Below are 16,051 nucleotides of genomic sequence, written 5' to 3' on the forward strand. Positions count from 1 at the left end.
AAAGGAGGGGATGGCCTTGCTGTGCTTAGAATTCGCCATACCGCCGCTGCCGCAATTCGTAACGGCCGGACATGCCGTATGGAAGCCGGGAGACAAGCATTTCGCTCGTACCTTCGGCGTTTTTGACCTGCTGCTGGTCACAAAGGGAACGCTCTATATGAGGGAGGAACAGACGGAGTATGAGGTAGGCGCGGGAAAGCTGCTGGTACTGGAAGCAGGACTGCCGCATGTAGGGCACCAAGCCTGCTCGGAGCATACGGAGATTTATTGGGTGCATTTCATCCATGGGCATCCGGCCGTTCACATCCGGCGAGAAGATATTCCCTGGTCGAACCTGCTGTCCAAGGGCACGGTCGAAGACGTTGAGCCCTCATCGCAGCAGCGCATGTACTTGCCGAAGTTTGCATCCGTCGAGGTGCAAACCGTGGAGCCGATGCTGCGCGGATTGAACGATACCCACAACAGACTGAACGGGGAGAATGCGCTCCAGCTCCATCTTTTGCTGACCGAGCTGTTTGCCGCCCTGCAGGCAGGCTGCGCCCGGACGTCCGAGCCGGAGCCTTCCGTACGGCTGGCCCAAGCCGCCGCAGCCTATTTAAACGAACATTGGAGGGAGCCGTTTGAACGGGCCTCGCTGGAGGAAAAGCTCCATTTCCAAGCGAGTTATATCGCCAGATGCATGAAGAGGCATATCGGCAAAACGCCCCTGCAGTATGTGCTGCACCTGCGCCTGGAGGAGGCCAAGAAACTGCTTGGCGGCACGGTGCTTGGCATTTCCGAGATCGCGGAACGCGTGGGAATCCGTGATTCCAACTACATGACGCGCCTGTTTACCGCCAAGCTTGGCATGACGCCCGGTGCTTATCGGCAGATGCTTCGGCAGCAGAACGAAGGTGGAGGGAACGCGTCACCTGGACAACCCTGATAAGTAATAAGGCGATCCCGCAGATACGGTGAGTGCGTATCCCGTGCAGGGTAACCTTTCGAAAGGTCTTTTGCAACATGGCTCGTATTTTGTTAGGGGAGGAATTGCACCGGACGATTTTGTCATTTGGGGCGATTATTTCTTCCTTGAAGCTCATGCGTTTAAACAACGGGCGGCCCGGTTACTGGTATGAACCCGTGAGGTCAAAAACAATAGAATGATTTTCCATGGTTTCCTAAAAAGCGAGAGGCCCTGTGATTTAAGACTGACAGGGCCTCCCGATACCATGAGCACTTGCTGTACAGGGCTTTTTTTTGATTGTACCTAGTGAACTGAGAGAGGTTAGCCTTACCGATGAACACGGATAGGAAGCTGAGTCAACATTTGTCCTGTAGCGGAAGGACTCAGGTTATCTTCCAGTTTCAGGAACCGGCTCAATGCGCGGGAAGAAATCCATGAACCTGCTTATCGCTATATTTGCTTCCAGCCGTGCCAGCGGAGCACCCAGGCAAAAGTATGTTAAACCGATAGCGGAGCATTTCCTCGATGGCATTGGGAAGGAGCTCGCGGTTAGCCTGGATTTCCCCGTAAATTTGGTTGTTGTCATATAAGAAGGAATAAAACGTATTGGCTAGCAGATGAGTCGTCGTTTCAATGCCTGCACCCACGATAAACATCGTCGTTCTGACGATCTCATCGTCCGATAACCGATCCCCGTCCTCGGCTTGGATGAGGTCGGAGATGATATCGTCCGCGAGATTGGCTCTTTTTTGGACGATATGAGGATAGAGATAGTTGTAATATTCCTTGGCAGCACGACGTTTCAGTTCTTGAACATCTTCCGAATGGTTTTTGGGCAGGGGAAGGAACAGATCGACCAATGGATGGCCTTTATCAGCGATAAAAACGCAGAGAACATCGTGAAGCGTACTTCGCTGCAGATCGGGATACATGACTATGCGCTGCTTGAATATGACAAGGGCAGGGTGAGCATGACAGATGATGATCTAGACAGATCGATGCCGGAAGACAGATGGACACCTGGTGAGCCGTTGACCGAAGAACTTGTGCGAGAGCACATCGTTCCTGAGCTATCCTCTTATATGCAGCGTAAATTGGATGAAATGCCGAGCTCTATCATCGATTATCAGTTTCCGTTTAACGGCAAGTTTCGAGTGCGGGAAGGCGACCTGAATCTTTGTATTCTTACAGATGGGACAAAGAAGAAGCAATTACAAGAACGAATCTCAATCTATATAGCCAATAAGCTAGAAAAAGGAACCTATCCGACCAAACCGTTGGAGACGTTTTTCCTGTCCAGACACATCCTGGACGAGGGGCTGTTTCCAGACGCGGATCCCTACTCGACTGGATCATTGGCGTCTATGGATTAAGCAGGAAACAGGGGAGAGTTACGCTCGCGCGCTCCGGTTTCTGACTCACCTCTTCGGCTTGGGATTCCCGAAAAGCTGCCAAATCAAACTGAAGTCCTCAGGGAAGCAGTGTCTCCCGATTAAAGGCTTGGCTAAGTCGGGAACGCATCGATTCTTTGCCAATGCTGTGGAATATCCCGATCTGTAACCTCTAATGGAGGAGTATGCCAAAACTGCAATGGAGCCGTTTGAATGGTACACGGATACGGAAGGGGAGAAAAACTGCATGCCGGGAAGCTATGCCGTATTTAGCCTCGGATTGAAGGATAAAACGTATTTCCCGTTGGTGGAAGAATATATGGGTAAAGTCGATGACGAACACCAATCCGTTCAAAACCATTTTACTTTAGCTTTTACTGAGCGGCATGGTGTCTGTGCGGAAACGATTCCAACCTTGGTAAAGTGCATGCTGCACTGCACCGATTGGATGAAACTGAAGATTCAATCGGACATGGAAACCGACGTAAACGTCAAACTGCTGCTCGACCAAGTTCGCGGCCTTCCGTATTACCAGGTGGAGCATATCGTATATTTGGTCTGGGGCGGAATGGACAAGCTCAAGAAGATAGCCGCCAAAGCCGAAGGGGAAACCTCCATAGATGTGGAGGTTATTCGGGTTGGTCGGAAAAAGTATATCACGAAAAGAACTCATCCAAGCTGAAATGCTTGACAAACATTAGCTGGTTTTTTTCTTGGTTTTAGGATTAGAAGTCATATCCAACCGCATTTTTCACATAAAATGTACAAGCTTGGTATTCGTAGGCGGGAGTGAATGCGATTGAACGTGAATTTATTAATTAGCTACATTATTCTGGGATTAACATTGGCTGCTCCGATCGGGCCCGTGAACTCGGCCAGGCTTGATAAAGGGATCCGAAATGGCTTTTGGCATGCCTGGGTTGTGGGAGCAGGATCCATGTTGGCAGACGCAGCCTTTATGCTGGTCATTTATTTAGGACTTGTTCAATTTCTCAACATTCCGATCGTTCAGATTTTTTTATGGCTTTTTGGCGGATTCGTTTTAATTTATAGCGGTGTTGAGAGTATTATGAAGGTGAATAAATTGAAAATCAGCTCTGCAGCGAGAAAAAAGGATTCCTTGTTTAGCTGTTTTTTGCTGGGGTTTTTTATGTCGATTACCAGCCCGTTGTCGATTTTGTTTTGGCTGGGGATTTACGGGTCCATCTTGGCTAAGACCGCTAGCTCGTTTGGGACTAGCCATTTACTGCTTTACAGCAGCATGATCTTTTTGGGCCTAACCCTCTGGGACCTGTGCGTTGCGGGATTAACCAGCGGACTTCGCCGATTCCTGAACGACAAAATGCTGACTGCGATTTCTGTGATCTCGGGAATTTCCCTCGTGGGTTTCGGTGTGTACTTCGGGATTCAGGGCATTCTTGCGTTAACAGGATAACCAAGTGGTCATCTGCCCAATTCCGTTCAATATACATGGGACAAAGCGACAGTATTGGAGGGTAAACATAAACTGTTCTCAGACAATTAGGCAGAAGTTTACATTTCAGGGGCGAAAAACGACTTGCTAAGATCTATCGTGATTCCTGAGCGTTACCAATCCAGGCTAGACAGGATGGAAACGGCTATCGCCATACAAAAAACCAAATCGTATTTTAAGACCGGGCTTGAGAAGGCACTCCGCTTAACCGAAGTCTCCTCACCCGTTATGGTAAAAGAGGGCACAGGCATTAACGACAATTTGAACGGTACGGAACGGACCGTATCTTTTGATGTGATGGATATGAAGGAAGGCCGTGTCGAAATTGTGCAATCCCTTGCAAAGTGGAAACGGTCGGCCCTTGCCCAATACGGCTTTAAGAATGGGGAAGGTTTATACACCGATATGAAAGCCGTCAGGCGTGATGAAAGCATGGATAATCTGCATTCGATCTACGTCGATCAGTGGGATTGGGAAAAAGTGATAGGCGAAGACAATCGCAACCTCGCCACCTTAAAATACGAAGCTGCACGAATATATGAAGCGATAAAGTCCACGGAAGCGTTTGTCCATGAACTTCATCCATGCTTGGAGCCGATCCTTCCGGAGCGCATATTTTTCGTTACGACGCAGGAGCTGGAAGACCGCTTTCCTGGCCTCTCTCCGAAGGAAAGGGAACATGAAATCGCCAGAATGCATGGTGCCGTATTCATTATGCAGATCGGCGGAGCGTTGAAGTCCGGGCAGGTTCACGACGGCCGCTCGCCGGATTATGATGACTGGACGTTAAACGGGGATATTGTTTTGTGGTATCCGGTATTGAATTGTGCGGTGGAGATCTCATCCATGGGGATCCGGGTGGATGCTCCATCACTTCGTCAACAGCTTCTGGCCAGCAACCAGCTGGATCGTTTAGGTCTTAACTTTCACCAAGCCGTCCTCGCAGGGCAGCTGCCGTCGTCCATCGGTGGAGGCATCGGACAATCCAGGCTATGCATGTTCCTTCTGAGAAAAGCTCATATCGGTGAAGTACAGGTCTCCGTATGGAACGAGAAAACAATGAAAGAATGCGAAGAGGGAAACATCCCGATTCTGTAAGAAGCAAAAGAAAGGGCATCTACTAAAAGATGCCCTTTCTTTTTTTAATTGTTGATGGTGTTGGTCTGCATCCTGTTCCATATCTTGACCATAATTAGCGTCACGATGGCCACAAGTGCAGCCAAGATCAAACTGACAAAAAAACCGGGCCGAATGCTCTTCTCCATGATGGTTCCGGTTACGGCACCGAGCAGGAGGATGATGCCGAATCCACCCAGAATCACATCCCACATTCTGACCTTTAGAATTTTGTAAGCCGAAATGATAATGAACGACCAATTATACATCTGCAATATCCCGGCAGCAGTTGTAATGTATTCGTATATTTTTCCGGGCAATAGGAGTGCCGTAACGATTGAAGCCGATAAACCGATCGCGGCAAGCACCAAGGAAGGGAGCGGCAGCTTCCGGAAATTTTCCAGCTTCTTCGTAAAAATACTCGGTGCATCGCCGTCTTTAGCCATCGTCACAAGCAAGTTCACTACGGCAAACAATGAAGCGCTCATCGTCGAGAATCCGGCCATAATGATCGCTCCATTGAATACATGGGGAAAGAAAGTTAGCGGATAGCTGGATAGCGCTGTAACGAACGGGCTTTCTTTCTCACTCAAGAGGTTGTAGGAAACCATGAAGACAGCAAGCCCGATGGATATCATGTAAATCACGGTCAGTCCGATGAGCATGACTTTTCCTGACTTGGGAGCATCCTTTTTGTTTTTGAGCTGCATGGACATCAAACCAATGGTTTCGACACCCCCATAGGCATAGAAAGCATATAAGAGCGAGGACCAGAATGCGGGAAATCCGCCAGGGAACACTTGTCCAACCGAATCGGGAAATCCGGGTCTACCATCGCTGCCCCCGCGAATCCAGCCCATAAGCGCGGCAGTTGAGAGAAGAATAAACATGAGAATCGCCGCTGTTTTTATGACGGCCAATACATTTTCCACCTTATCGAAGCCTTTCGTACCCAGCAGAACGACGGCAATCGATAATACGGCATAGATGGCAGCAAATATCCATAGCGGAACATCAGGGAACCAAAACTTGGTCAGGATGGACAGAGCCGTCAGCTGACTGCCCATGATTAGAATTTTCGTGCTCCAGTAATTCCATGCGCTTCCGAAACGTGCCCACCGCCCAAACGCTTTTCCCGCATAATAACAAAAGGATCCCTCTTGAGGATCCGCCGTCGTCATTTTGGCCAAAAAATGAAAGACGATATAGGTTCCTATAGCAGCGATAAGGAATGATAAAACCATGGAAGGTCCCGTCAGCTTAATGCCAATGCCGGAACCTAGAAAATACCCCGTACCAATCGTACAACCGATGCCAAGCAGTGAGAGCTGCCACCACTTTAAGCTGCCTTTGCTGCTCTTTTGATCCGACGATGCGGAATCGTTCGGTCCTGCACACCCAGGTGAATCCATAGCACATACCTCCTCTATGGTTAAGTTGTTCATGTTCCGTGCGGAGTATGCATCCGGTTTGAGCAGATTAACCATTATTGGAATAATTATTATGTAAGTCCCCATAATAGCTATAGATTGGTGGGGAGTGAGTGTTATGTTAAGTCGATTACTGATAAAAGCGCTGAAACGAAGCATCCCAAAGAACAGAACAATGAAAACAACGGATACACCACATCCGATAACCACGTCACTTCAAGACTCCATTCAAATATTGGAGCAGAAACTGGGGAATAGCTCTGATTTTATCGTCAGAATAGTACCAGGTCGCGACGGTATACCGGAAATTGCGGTGTGCTACATAGAGGGACTTGTTGATATGGATCAGCTTAACGGCATCATGGAGGCTTGGTTAACTGTTACAGTGGATACTGCTGGAACGCCTGATATGGATGCCTTGCTGAAAAAAGTACTGCCGGCAAGGCAGGTAAGTCAGTTGCGATCCGTTAATGCCTTAATCCCGGCGGTATTAGAAGGTAAAGCCGTTATCTTAATCGATGGCTTGGATGTCGCTTATTCAGCATCGGTTGCAGGTCTGGAGAAGCGATCGATAGTTGAGCCGAGTTCACAGACCGTGATTCGAGGACCTAAAGATGGCTTCACTGAAGATATTTCGACGAATCTATCCCTTATCCGAAGAAGGCTTCGAACACCGGATTTGCGGATTCAAACGATGGTTATCGGCAAATATACCAATACCAGAGTGACGATAGCTCATATTGAGGGTATTGCGGATCCGCAGGTTGTATCAGAGATTATGTCGCGGTTACATTCCATTGATACGGACAGCGTGCTGGAAAGCGGATATATTGAAGAATTTATTCAGGACGCTTCCGTGACATCTTTTCCAACGATGATTAACACAGAACGCCCTGACGCAGTGGCTGGAAGCCTTCTGGAAGGACAAGTTGCCATTTTGATTGATGGTTCACCTTTCGTACTGATAGCCCCTGTTACTTTTTTTAAGTTCCTCCATTCTAGTGAAGACTACTATCAACGGTATGATTTGACCACATTTTTGCGGGCCATTCGTTTTGTTTCTCTTGTGGTATCCCTGCTGCTTCCCTCATTATATATTGCCTTCTCGACGTTTAATCAGGAGATGATTCCGACTCCACTTCTCATTAGTTTGGCAGCGCAAAGGGAAGGCACTCCGCTGCCTGCGCTGGTTGAAGCCTTGATGATGGAATTAACGTTCGAGATCATTCGTGAAGCTGGGGTTCGGATGCCAAGGGTCATTGGTCCCGCCATATCGATTGTGGGGGCGCTCGTATTGGGACAGGCTGCCGTTCAGGCGGGCCTTGTGTCCGGTGCGATGGTGATCGTAGTTTCCTTTACGGCTATTGCGAATTTTGCGATCCCGGCTTTTAGCATGGCAGCAGCCATTCGCTTAATTCGTTTTGTCCTGATGCTGCTCGCAGGTACGCTTGGTTTGTTCGGTATTCTGGCAGGCATCGTGCCTCTTTATGTTCATTTGGTGTCCCTGACTTCGTTTGGGGTTCCATATCTGTCGCCTATGACACCGCTTCGCTTCTCTGAATTGAAGGATCTGTTCGTCCGTCTACCATGGCCATTGCTCAAGACCAGACCTAAGGAGATCAGTCAACGTAATCTAGTCAGGCAGAACGAGAATCTACGCTCTAAGGATACGAGAAAGGATCAGACGAGGTGACTTTAATTAACTAGAGGTGAAATATGCGCACTTTCGCTCACATAACACTTTTGCTGGTCATGATGTTTTCAATGACAGGCTGCTGGAATCAAACCGAGTTAAATGAGATCGGCCTCATCTCAGCGATCGGTATAGACCGGTCAGGGGATCGGTGGATCGTTTCATATCAATTAATTAACCCATCGGCGATTTCATCCGGTGCTGGCGGTGCTGGCAAGGCTGGCGGCTCGGAGGCTCCAATCCATGTGTTCTCCTCAACGGGCCCAACGCTTCGGGAAGCGATTGATGTTAGTTATACGGAATCAGCCAGACGTCTATATTTTCCGCATACGGATATTCTTGTGCTTGGTCAGCAGGCAACGGAAAAAGGGATTAGCGAAATCATGGATTTCTATTGGAGAAACACCTATATGCGTGAGACCGTCAATGTCCTGGTTACGAACGGGCAGGCAAGTGAGCTGCTAAAGCAACTTGTACCGACTGAACGATTACCGGGTGCAGCTATCGCTAATATCTTGGACAAAACGGATCAATTTAATGGCAATTACCCTTCAACGAAAATGTATGAGCTGGCTATTAGTTTGGATTCGGAGTCACAAGCAGCCGGTGTTCCCCAGATTGAATTAGTCGGTGGGCCGGAGGCTAAAGTGGATTCCGTGGATCAATTACATAAAACTTCTACCCGCGGAAAGCTTAAAATTACGGGATTATCCGTATTTGATAAAGACCGGAGAATCGGAACGTTAACGCGGAGTGAAAGCTTCGGAATATCCTGGTTAACTGATAAAGTGAGCATCAGTACGTTATCCATTCCTTGTCCAGAATCGAATACAGAAAGAGAACAATTCTCATTCCAATCGGCCTCTGCAAAAACCAAAGTCACACCTCATAAAACGGCAAACGGTTATCAAATGCGCGTTTCTGTTAAAGTCAAAGGTACAATATCGGAGTCTCATTGTCACGGTAACTTAACCAGCTTGCCTACACTTCATGCGGCGCAGAGGGAAATTGAGAAGGTAATCAAGGACTATATCGAACAGGGATGGGAAGCCGCCAAAAGACTTAAAGTCGATTTGCCACATTTTGCCGACAAGATCCATCGTAAATATCCGAAGGATTGGCAGAAGTTAAAGGACCGTTGGGAAGAAGAGGAGATGCAATCTCTCCAACTTGTACTAGAGGTGGATGCTACGATCAGTCAAACCGGAATGTCACAAACGTCTTTCAGAGAGACGGGAGCTCTTAGTAGGCCTTTGCTCTTTTCATTGGTAAGGGCACAGAAAGGGAAAGCTGCTTATGAACCAATCCATTCGAGTTACCGAGTTAGTATGTTATCTAGCTCTTTTTGAGGTTGGAAGCACAACCTTGTTTTTCTTGGGAGCTGAAGCCAAGCGGGATGCTTGGCTAGCCATGGCCCTAGCCGCCTGCGCTGGACTGCTCCTACTCTGTATATATCTGATGATACACCGCACAGATCCTGATCTTGATTTGTATGATTTATGCAAACGATATTTTGGTAAAATCATCGGTTATGTAGTAAGTTTTGCCTTTGCCGCTTATTTCACTTATGAAGCCTCTCGTAATCTAAGGGATTTAGGTGAACTTACGGTGTTGACTTTGTTAAACCGGACACCGCTGGCATTTATCATGTTGATCGCCATTCTCGTCATTACAAGTACGGTGATGTATGGGCCTCGTGTTGTCTTTTTGGTCAGCGCTGGCCTGCTGCCCATCGTAATATTGAGTTATCTCACCATATATTCACTGCTGCTAACGACAGGACTTATGAAAACGGAGATGATGCTGCCGGTTTTAGAGAATGGTTTTAAACCAGTATTCTCTGCAGCCATACCGGAGCTGGTGTCATTTCCGTTTGGACAAACGCTCTTGTTCCTGGTGTTTTTTCCTTTGGTGCATAAGAAGGGGAGGTTGCGGAGAGGCGTGATAATCACTTATATCATTACGGCGATTTGTTTAATATTGATCAACCAAGTCAATATTTTGGTCTTAGGGCCGACACTTGCTGCCAGTAGTACGCTTCCTTTGCTGCAGGTGGTTCAGCTGATCGAAATTGCAGATGTCTTTGAGCGCATCGACGTTTTATTCGTTCTTATACTATTTCTGGGACTGGGCGCGAAAATGACTGCTTTTTCTATGGGTGCCGTAATCGGCCTCACTAAACTCACAGGAATCCCCTACAAGATAAGTACTATTTTCTTAGGGGTATGTTTATATATGCTGGCATTCTTGTCCCCCAATTACCCTCATCATATATGGCTTGGGATTAAGTTTGTCGTGACATATGTAACACCCATCTTCCAGGTGGCGCTGCCTTTGATGCTTCTCCTTACGATATGGATCAGACAAAAGATGGAAAAACAACATCAATGAAAGTTTCAGCACCAACAAAACTTGTGTTCGCTAAAAATACCCTGAATACTTTCGGCTTGTTTAATTAACAATAAACCTGAACTGCAGAAAAGAAGCGGTTATCCAGCTACCACCTTGTTGAAATTACTTGATTGACATGTAAGCAAACCATATTAGGAGGTACGACAATGCAATTCGAACAACCACAAAATCATCAAAACATGGAGACCGGTATGATTCCTCCACAATTGAACCACGGCGGTCATGAGATGTTTGATGTCCACGAAGTATTGGCAGGGGCTATCAATGCCATGAACACGTATACCATGCTGAGCGGACATGTGCAGGATCCGGAGCTTCGGGATATCCTGCAGCGCCAGAAGCAATTTATGGCTGATGAGTATAACATCACCTTGGAGTGTTTTAAATCAGGACAAGATCCTTCAAAGCCGACGCAAAGCTATAAAATGAAGCAGGGCAATGACTTTATTTACGGCATGAAACCAGGCCAGCCGAAAAAACCGATGCAGTCCACAGCCGAGATCAACGATGAAACCATCGCGCTCAGCATGTTGAATGCAGTGAAATCGGGTGCTACAATGAAAACCAATGCAGCCATGGAATCCACGAATCCGGTCGTACGCCGCGTGCTTGCCGATTCCCTTCCTAACTGCATCGAAATGGCTTATGAAATTTCGCTATATCAGAATAAGCATGGATACTACCAAGTACCGCAGCTGCCTCAGCAAGATATGCAGTACATGCAGAATAGCTACGGCACAGCCCCAATGCCTGGCAATATGGCCCCTCACTAATAACCAAAGCGCTTTGTCCGTATGGACAGGGCGTTTTTTTTTATTTCTTCTAAAAGGAAAGGCAATACATAACCTCAGCGACTGGATATTAATTGAGAATGATTATCATCCGGATTATAATAGGATAAAACAATGTTACAGTCTGAAAGGGTGACCGTCAGCATGGAAGAGACGCAATATTCGCTGTTTGGAGTTCGCTATATTAAGCTTGGTCATACCGAAGAGGCTGCCGGCGGATTCATGGAAACACATACCATGTTATTGGTAAGTAAAGGTTCAGGTGATTTGTATATGAATGGAGTTAGGCATCGATTGAAAGCGAAGGCGATCTGTTATTGTCCGCCGGGGACGATTGCCGACATACGCCGGACTCCAAACTCGTCGGTTCCGCTCGAGCTTTATGAATTGCAATACGATGTATGGGAGTTCAAGGAGCGGACACCAAGCCGAATCGTATACGGCAAGCGAATCTCTGCACTGATGGGCACCGGCAAGCTTCCCGTCGCCGCTACACACGAGGCTCTAGTTCTGGTTCAAGAACTATACCAATTCAAGCAATTTCACGGAGTCAGCAGCGGGAGACTTGCAACAAACCTTCGCATAGATGCGGTATTTAAACAACTGTTGGGTACGCTGCTGCAGTCAACCGATGATGAGGAGCGGGAAGAGGATTGGCTGGAGCGCATGAGACTTGCGGTGGATTATATGGAGAAGCATTTCGCCGAGGCGATAACGCGAAACGACATGGCGAAGAGGGTAGGATTAACGCCGGAACACTTCTCTGTATCGTTCAAAAGAGCAACGGGATCCGGCTTCACGGAGTATCTGACGCGGCTTCGCCTGGAGAAAGCCAGGGAGGAATTGCTTAGCGGCGACGATCGTAATCTCGATCGAATCGCGCGGGAAATCGGCTACCAGGACGGTTTATATTTAAGCCGGAAATTCAAGCAGTATTTCGGTTACTCTCCTCGCGATTATATCCAGCGTCCGAAGCGTATTGTGGCCCTGCAATATGTGGGTCATCTGCTGGCGCTTGGACTTACGCCCGCAGGAACTTCGACCAATCTGCTGCGTGCCCGCCCTTATGTCGGAAAGCTGGGGAATGCAGCGGACGTAGGAGATGCTCGATCGTTCCAGACGATATCATCGTTGCAGCCCGATCTGATCGTCACGTGCGGACCGAACAGCGAGCTCTTATCCCAGCTTGCTCCAACCATATCACTTCCTTGGGGACAGGAAGACCCGCTCGACGAACTGTTACGATTAGGCAGAGCACTCAATCGTGAATGCGAAGCGATGAACTGGATGGATGGGTTTCGAGCGAAGGAGGAGCAAGCTGCTGCTCAAGTAGCTAAACTAATCGATTCACATGCTACGGCTGCCGTGTACGAGTTTTGGGCGGATCGGCTGTGGGCGGTTAATATGGCGTATGGCAGAGGCCTGCGCAATTTATACCAGTCGTTCTCGTTTCGGCCACCAGAGCCGCTTGCAGAACACGTATTAGGTGAGGGAGTCGGCTTGGAGTTAACGCCGGACATGCTGGCAGCGTATGCCGCAGATTATATGTTTGTAACCATCTGGGAAGGTGGTGGAGGTGCAGGCAATGCAGAACGTGTCATGAACAGCAAAGAATGGAGAAGCTTGCCTGCGGTTCAAAACGGGAATGTGTTCTTTCTCGATCTGGAGTTATTTAAATATAATGATCCGCTTGCTTTGGAGCAGCAATTGTCCATACTCACCGAGCTTCTAACAAATGTCCATAGAACCGCTTACGGAACGCAATAGACTCGTGCAACCCTTGCCGTTATTATGATAATAATGATAATCATTATCAACACGATGGAGGGTTCAAAGATGTGGTTGCTTAAAGGATTGATGTTGTCTCTGATCGGAAGTATGGTCATTGTGCTGGGCGCCTGTGGAGACACACAGCAGCAAGGTGATATTGTTAAGGCCAATGGCGACCCGCAAACAGGGGCAACACGTAAATATGAAACGGTCATGGGCGAGATCGAGATTCCGAAGGATCCGAAGCGAATTGTCGCGACGCAATATCTTGGCCATCTGCTAACCTTGGGCGTTAAGCCAGTCGGCGCCGGTACGGCCAGCCTGAATCAATATTTTTTGCAGGATCTGACCGATGGCATCGAGGATATCGGTGACGATCAGGCGGCGCTTGAGAAAATCGTATCCCTTGATCCCGATCTCATTATTAGACCTTCCGATAAGAACTATGAGCAATTCGCCAAAATCGCACCGACGATTGTTATTCCCTGGGGAGCAAAAGATCTGTATGCCGAGCTGCGTGAATTCGGAGAATTCCTCGGGAAATCGAAGGAAGCGGAGGAAGCGATTCGGCACTATGAGGAGAAGCTTGCAGAGGCCAAGGCGAAGCTGGACGGAGTCGTGAAGGAAGGAGAAACGGTTGGCGTCTATGAGATTTGGGCGAAAAACTTCTGGGTCGTAGGTGAGAGCTTTGGGCGCGGTACCCGCAATCTGTATTCGGGTCTCGGCTATCAGCCGCCAGAAGCCGTGAAAGAGCAGATCGTAAACGGAGGAGCCGGTCTGGACATTTCCCTGGAATCGCTGCCGGAGATGGCCGCGGATTATATGTTCGTGACGGTCTACGATGCGGACGGAGGCGGGGATCGTGCCAAGGAGATTATGGAGAGTGCCATCTGGAAGTCCCTGCCGGCTTACAAAAACAATCGCATCTACACATTGGATATCAATCAGTTCTCGGCAGGCGATCTCATCTCGCTGGAGAAGCAATTGGAGATCCAGACGAAGCTGCTGCTTGGCAACGGGAAGTAGCTGCATAGTTACAAGGTGTCCATTTGATATTCATACTTATTCATTTGCGAAAGGTTCTCGGAAATGCCGGCCGGATGCAGTCGATAAAGTCTCGGAGGATAAGGAATAGATAAGCTTGAGAAGTCGCGATTCTTGCGGCTTTTTTTAGCGGTAAAAAAGGACTTATCTCTAGCATGATCCTAAGTTTATACTTGGTTTCTTGGAGTTTGGGAATTGTGGAGGATCTTCTCACTTTGTTAACAACTTTAAATCGTTTATAATGATTAGATAATAGTAGGTATTTTAATCTATCAATATTTATAATAGACTATAATATGGTGATAATTGACACAGAAAAGGTGTGTTTTCAGAGGACGCCTTGCTTTTTAATGACATTTTTAGCGGGGATGTCTATTCTTTTTTCAAATATATGGGATAAGGAAGGTTTATAATGAGCAACATGGAGAAAAAAACAGACGTAATCTTAATCGGTGCCGGCGTCATGAGCGCAACATTGGGAGCCTTACTGAAAGAATTAGTACCTGAGTGGGAGATCAAAGTGTTTGAGAAACTCGCAAGCGCGGGGGAAGAAAGCTCCAATGAATGGAATAATGCGGGGACCGGCCATTCCGCATTGTGCGAGCTTAACTATACGTCCGAAAAACCTGACGGATCTATAGACATCAGCAAAGCGATCAATATTAACGAACAGTTTCAGGTTTCAAGACAGTTCTGGTCTTATCTGGTAAGCAGCAATCTGATTCGCAATCCGCAGGACTTTATCATGCCTATTCCGCATATGAGTTTAGTGCAAGGCGAAAAAGACGTGGCTTTTTTGAAAAAACGTTTTGAAGCGCTGTCAAACAACCCGCTCTTTCAAGGAATGGAATATTCCGAGGATCCGGATCAGCTGAAGGAATGGATTCCGCTTATTATGGAAGGGCGTACATCGAATGAGCCGTTAGCGGCAACCAAAATCGACTCCGGGACGGACATTAACTTTGGCGCTTTAACGCGCATGCTGTTTGACCACTTGAAGAGCAAAGACGTCGAAATAAACTACAAGCATAGCGTCAAGGATATTAAACGTACACAAGATGGTTCGTGGAAAGTGAAAGTCCATAATATCGAACACGGTAAAACCGAATATCATACGGCGAAGTTCATCTTTATCGGCGGCGGAGGCGGAAGTCTGCATTTATTGCAAAAAACCGGTATCCCCGAGTCCAAACATATTGGAGGATTCCCGGTAAGCGGATTATTCATGGTATGCAAGAACCCGGAAGTGGTAGCGCAGCATCATGCCAAAGTATACGGAAAAGCCAAGGTTGGCGCTCCGCCGATGTCGGTTCCCCACTTGGACACAAGATATATTGACAACCAAAAGGCATTGCTCTTCGGTCCGTTTGCCGGCTTCTCGCCGAAGTTCTTAAAAACCGGGTCGAATCTTGATTTGATCACATCCGTCAAACCGAACAATCTGTTCACCATGCTGGCGGCTGGCGTAAAAGAAATGGCATTGACCCGATACCTAATCCAGCAAGTGGTGCTATCGAATGAAAAGCGCATGGAAGAATTACGCGAGTTTATTCCGAACGCCAAAAGCGAGGATTGGGAAATCGTCGTGGCGGGCCAACGTGTACAGGTGATTAAGGATACACCGAAGGGTAAAGGAACGCTTCAATTTGGTACTGAAGTGGTTAGTGCCGCGGATGGCTCGGTCGCTGCCTTGCTCGGTGCTTCCCCAGGCGCTTCGACAGCTGTTCACGTTATGCTCGAGGTATTAGAGAAGTGCTTCCCGCAGCATATGGAAGAATGGGAGCCGAAAATTAAGGAAATGATTCCTTCATACGGCATGTCTCTTACGAAAAACCCGGCCTTATTTGAGGAAATTCAAGAATCCACTGCGCAAGCGCTAGGTCTAAGCTTAAAAGTACTGGTGCATAGCTAATAGTAGACAGGTAGAAAGCGGCAATTAAAAGAAACATCGCGCTTTTTCTGGATAACGAATTAATAAGGAACA

The 16,051-nt window shown here is 47.7% G+C and carries 13 protein-coding genes and 2 pseudogenes; 13 read left to right on the forward strand and 2 right to left on the reverse strand.

All coding sequences use genetic code 11. The features are described 5' to 3' along the window. The first annotated feature begins 16 nt into the window (after window positions 1–16). Together BJP58_RS01070 and BJP58_RS33415 are read left to right on the forward strand one after the other, a co-directional pair. Window positions 17–925 carry a helix-turn-helix transcriptional regulator gene (locus tag BJP58_RS01070; protein WP_194542420.1) on the forward strand — a complete coding sequence of 303 codons (909 nt, stop codon included), beginning with the start codon at window positions 17–19 and terminating at the stop codon, window positions 923–925. Window positions 926–983: 58 nt separating this feature from the next. Beyond that, a pseudogene (locus BJP58_RS33415) lies at window positions 984–1,146 on the forward strand (glycoside hydrolase family 88 protein); the annotation flags it as partial. Window positions 1,147–1,359: 213 nt separating this feature from the next. On the opposite strand, the gene BJP58_RS01075 reads toward BJP58_RS33415, so the two are convergent. Next, on the reverse strand, window positions 1,360–1,878 hold the full coding sequence (locus BJP58_RS01075) for a cytochrome P450 (protein WP_233354851.1): 519 nt from the start codon (window positions 1,876–1,878) through the stop codon (window positions 1,360–1,362). Between BJP58_RS01075 and BJP58_RS33420 the strand changes: the two genes are divergently transcribed. The 4 genes and pseudogenes from BJP58_RS33420 (at window position 1,810) to asnA (ending at window position 4,909) form a co-directional block, all read left to right on the forward strand. Continuing rightward, window positions 1,810–2,319, forward strand: a complete 510-nt coding sequence (locus tag BJP58_RS33420) for a DUF6138 family protein (RefSeq protein WP_233354852.1) — start codon at window positions 1,810–1,812, stop codon at window positions 2,317–2,319. The genes BJP58_RS01075 and BJP58_RS33420 overlap by 69 nt on opposite strands. Window positions 2,320–2,359: 40 nt before the next feature. After that, window positions 2,360–3,019: pseudogene (locus BJP58_RS33425) on the forward strand (DUF6138 family protein). A 117-nt stretch (window positions 3,020–3,136) separates the two neighbouring features. Next, a complete protein-coding gene (locus BJP58_RS01085) occupies window positions 3,137–3,772 on the forward strand; it encodes a LysE family transporter (protein WP_194542421.1) in 636 nt (211 codons plus the stop codon). A gap of 174 nt (window positions 3,773–3,946) precedes the next feature. After that, window positions 3,947–4,909, forward strand: coding sequence for an aspartate--ammonia ligase (gene asnA, locus BJP58_RS01090; RefSeq protein ID WP_199341207.1), 963 nt, complete (start codon window positions 3,947–3,949; stop codon window positions 4,907–4,909). 44 nt (window positions 4,910–4,953) lie between these two features. Here the strand turns inward: asnA and BJP58_RS01095 are convergent, their stop codons facing one another. Then, window positions 4,954–6,339 carry an amino acid permease gene (locus BJP58_RS01095; RefSeq protein WP_194542423.1) on the reverse strand — a complete coding sequence of 462 codons (1,386 nt, stop codon included), beginning with the start codon at window positions 6,337–6,339 and terminating at the stop codon, window positions 4,954–4,956. A gap of 193 nt (window positions 6,340–6,532) precedes the next feature. On the opposite strand from BJP58_RS01095, the gene BJP58_RS01100 reads away from it, so the two are divergent. From BJP58_RS01100 to BJP58_RS01130, 7 genes are all read left to right on the forward strand, one after another. Beyond that, entirely contained in the window at window positions 6,533–8,050 is a 1,518-nt protein-coding gene (locus BJP58_RS01100; protein WP_233354853.1) for a spore germination protein, read from the forward strand. Between the two features lie 23 nt (window positions 8,051–8,073). Next, window positions 8,074–9,399, forward strand: a complete 1,326-nt coding sequence (locus tag BJP58_RS01105; protein ID WP_194542425.1) for a Ger(x)C family spore germination protein — start codon at window positions 8,074–8,076, stop codon at window positions 9,397–9,399. After that, on the forward strand, window positions 9,347–10,441 hold the full coding sequence (locus BJP58_RS01110; RefSeq protein WP_194542426.1) for a GerAB/ArcD/ProY family transporter: 1,095 nt from the start codon (window positions 9,347–9,349) through the stop codon (window positions 10,439–10,441). Before BJP58_RS01105 ends, BJP58_RS01110 begins: the two co-directional genes overlap by 53 nt. Before the next feature lie 167 nt (window positions 10,442–10,608). Continuing rightward, complete coding sequence (locus BJP58_RS01115; RefSeq protein WP_194542427.1) at window positions 10,609–11,235, forward strand: spore coat protein; 627 nt, start codon at window positions 10,609–10,611, stop codon at window positions 11,233–11,235. A gap of 162 nt (window positions 11,236–11,397) precedes the next feature. Beyond that, window positions 11,398–13,020: a helix-turn-helix domain-containing protein gene (locus tag BJP58_RS01120; protein WP_194542428.1), complete on the forward strand. Its 1,623-nt coding sequence runs from the start codon at window positions 11,398–11,400 to the stop codon at window positions 13,018–13,020. Between the two features lie 69 nt (window positions 13,021–13,089). Next, a complete protein-coding gene (locus BJP58_RS01125) occupies window positions 13,090–14,049 on the forward strand; it encodes an ABC transporter substrate-binding protein (RefSeq protein ID WP_194542429.1) in 960 nt (319 codons plus the stop codon). 430 nt (window positions 14,050–14,479) lie between these two features. Further along, the gene (locus BJP58_RS01130; protein ID WP_194542430.1) at window positions 14,480–15,979 is read left to right on the forward strand and encodes a malate:quinone oxidoreductase; all 1,500 of its coding nucleotides are present in this window, start codon (window positions 14,480–14,482) and stop codon (window positions 15,977–15,979) included. Window positions 15,980–16,051 lie beyond the last annotated feature (72 nt).

The sequence above is a fragment of the Paenibacillus sp. JZ16 genome (genome assembly GCF_015326965.1).
GTDB lineage: Bacteria > Bacillota > Bacilli > Paenibacillales > Paenibacillaceae > Paenibacillus_AQ.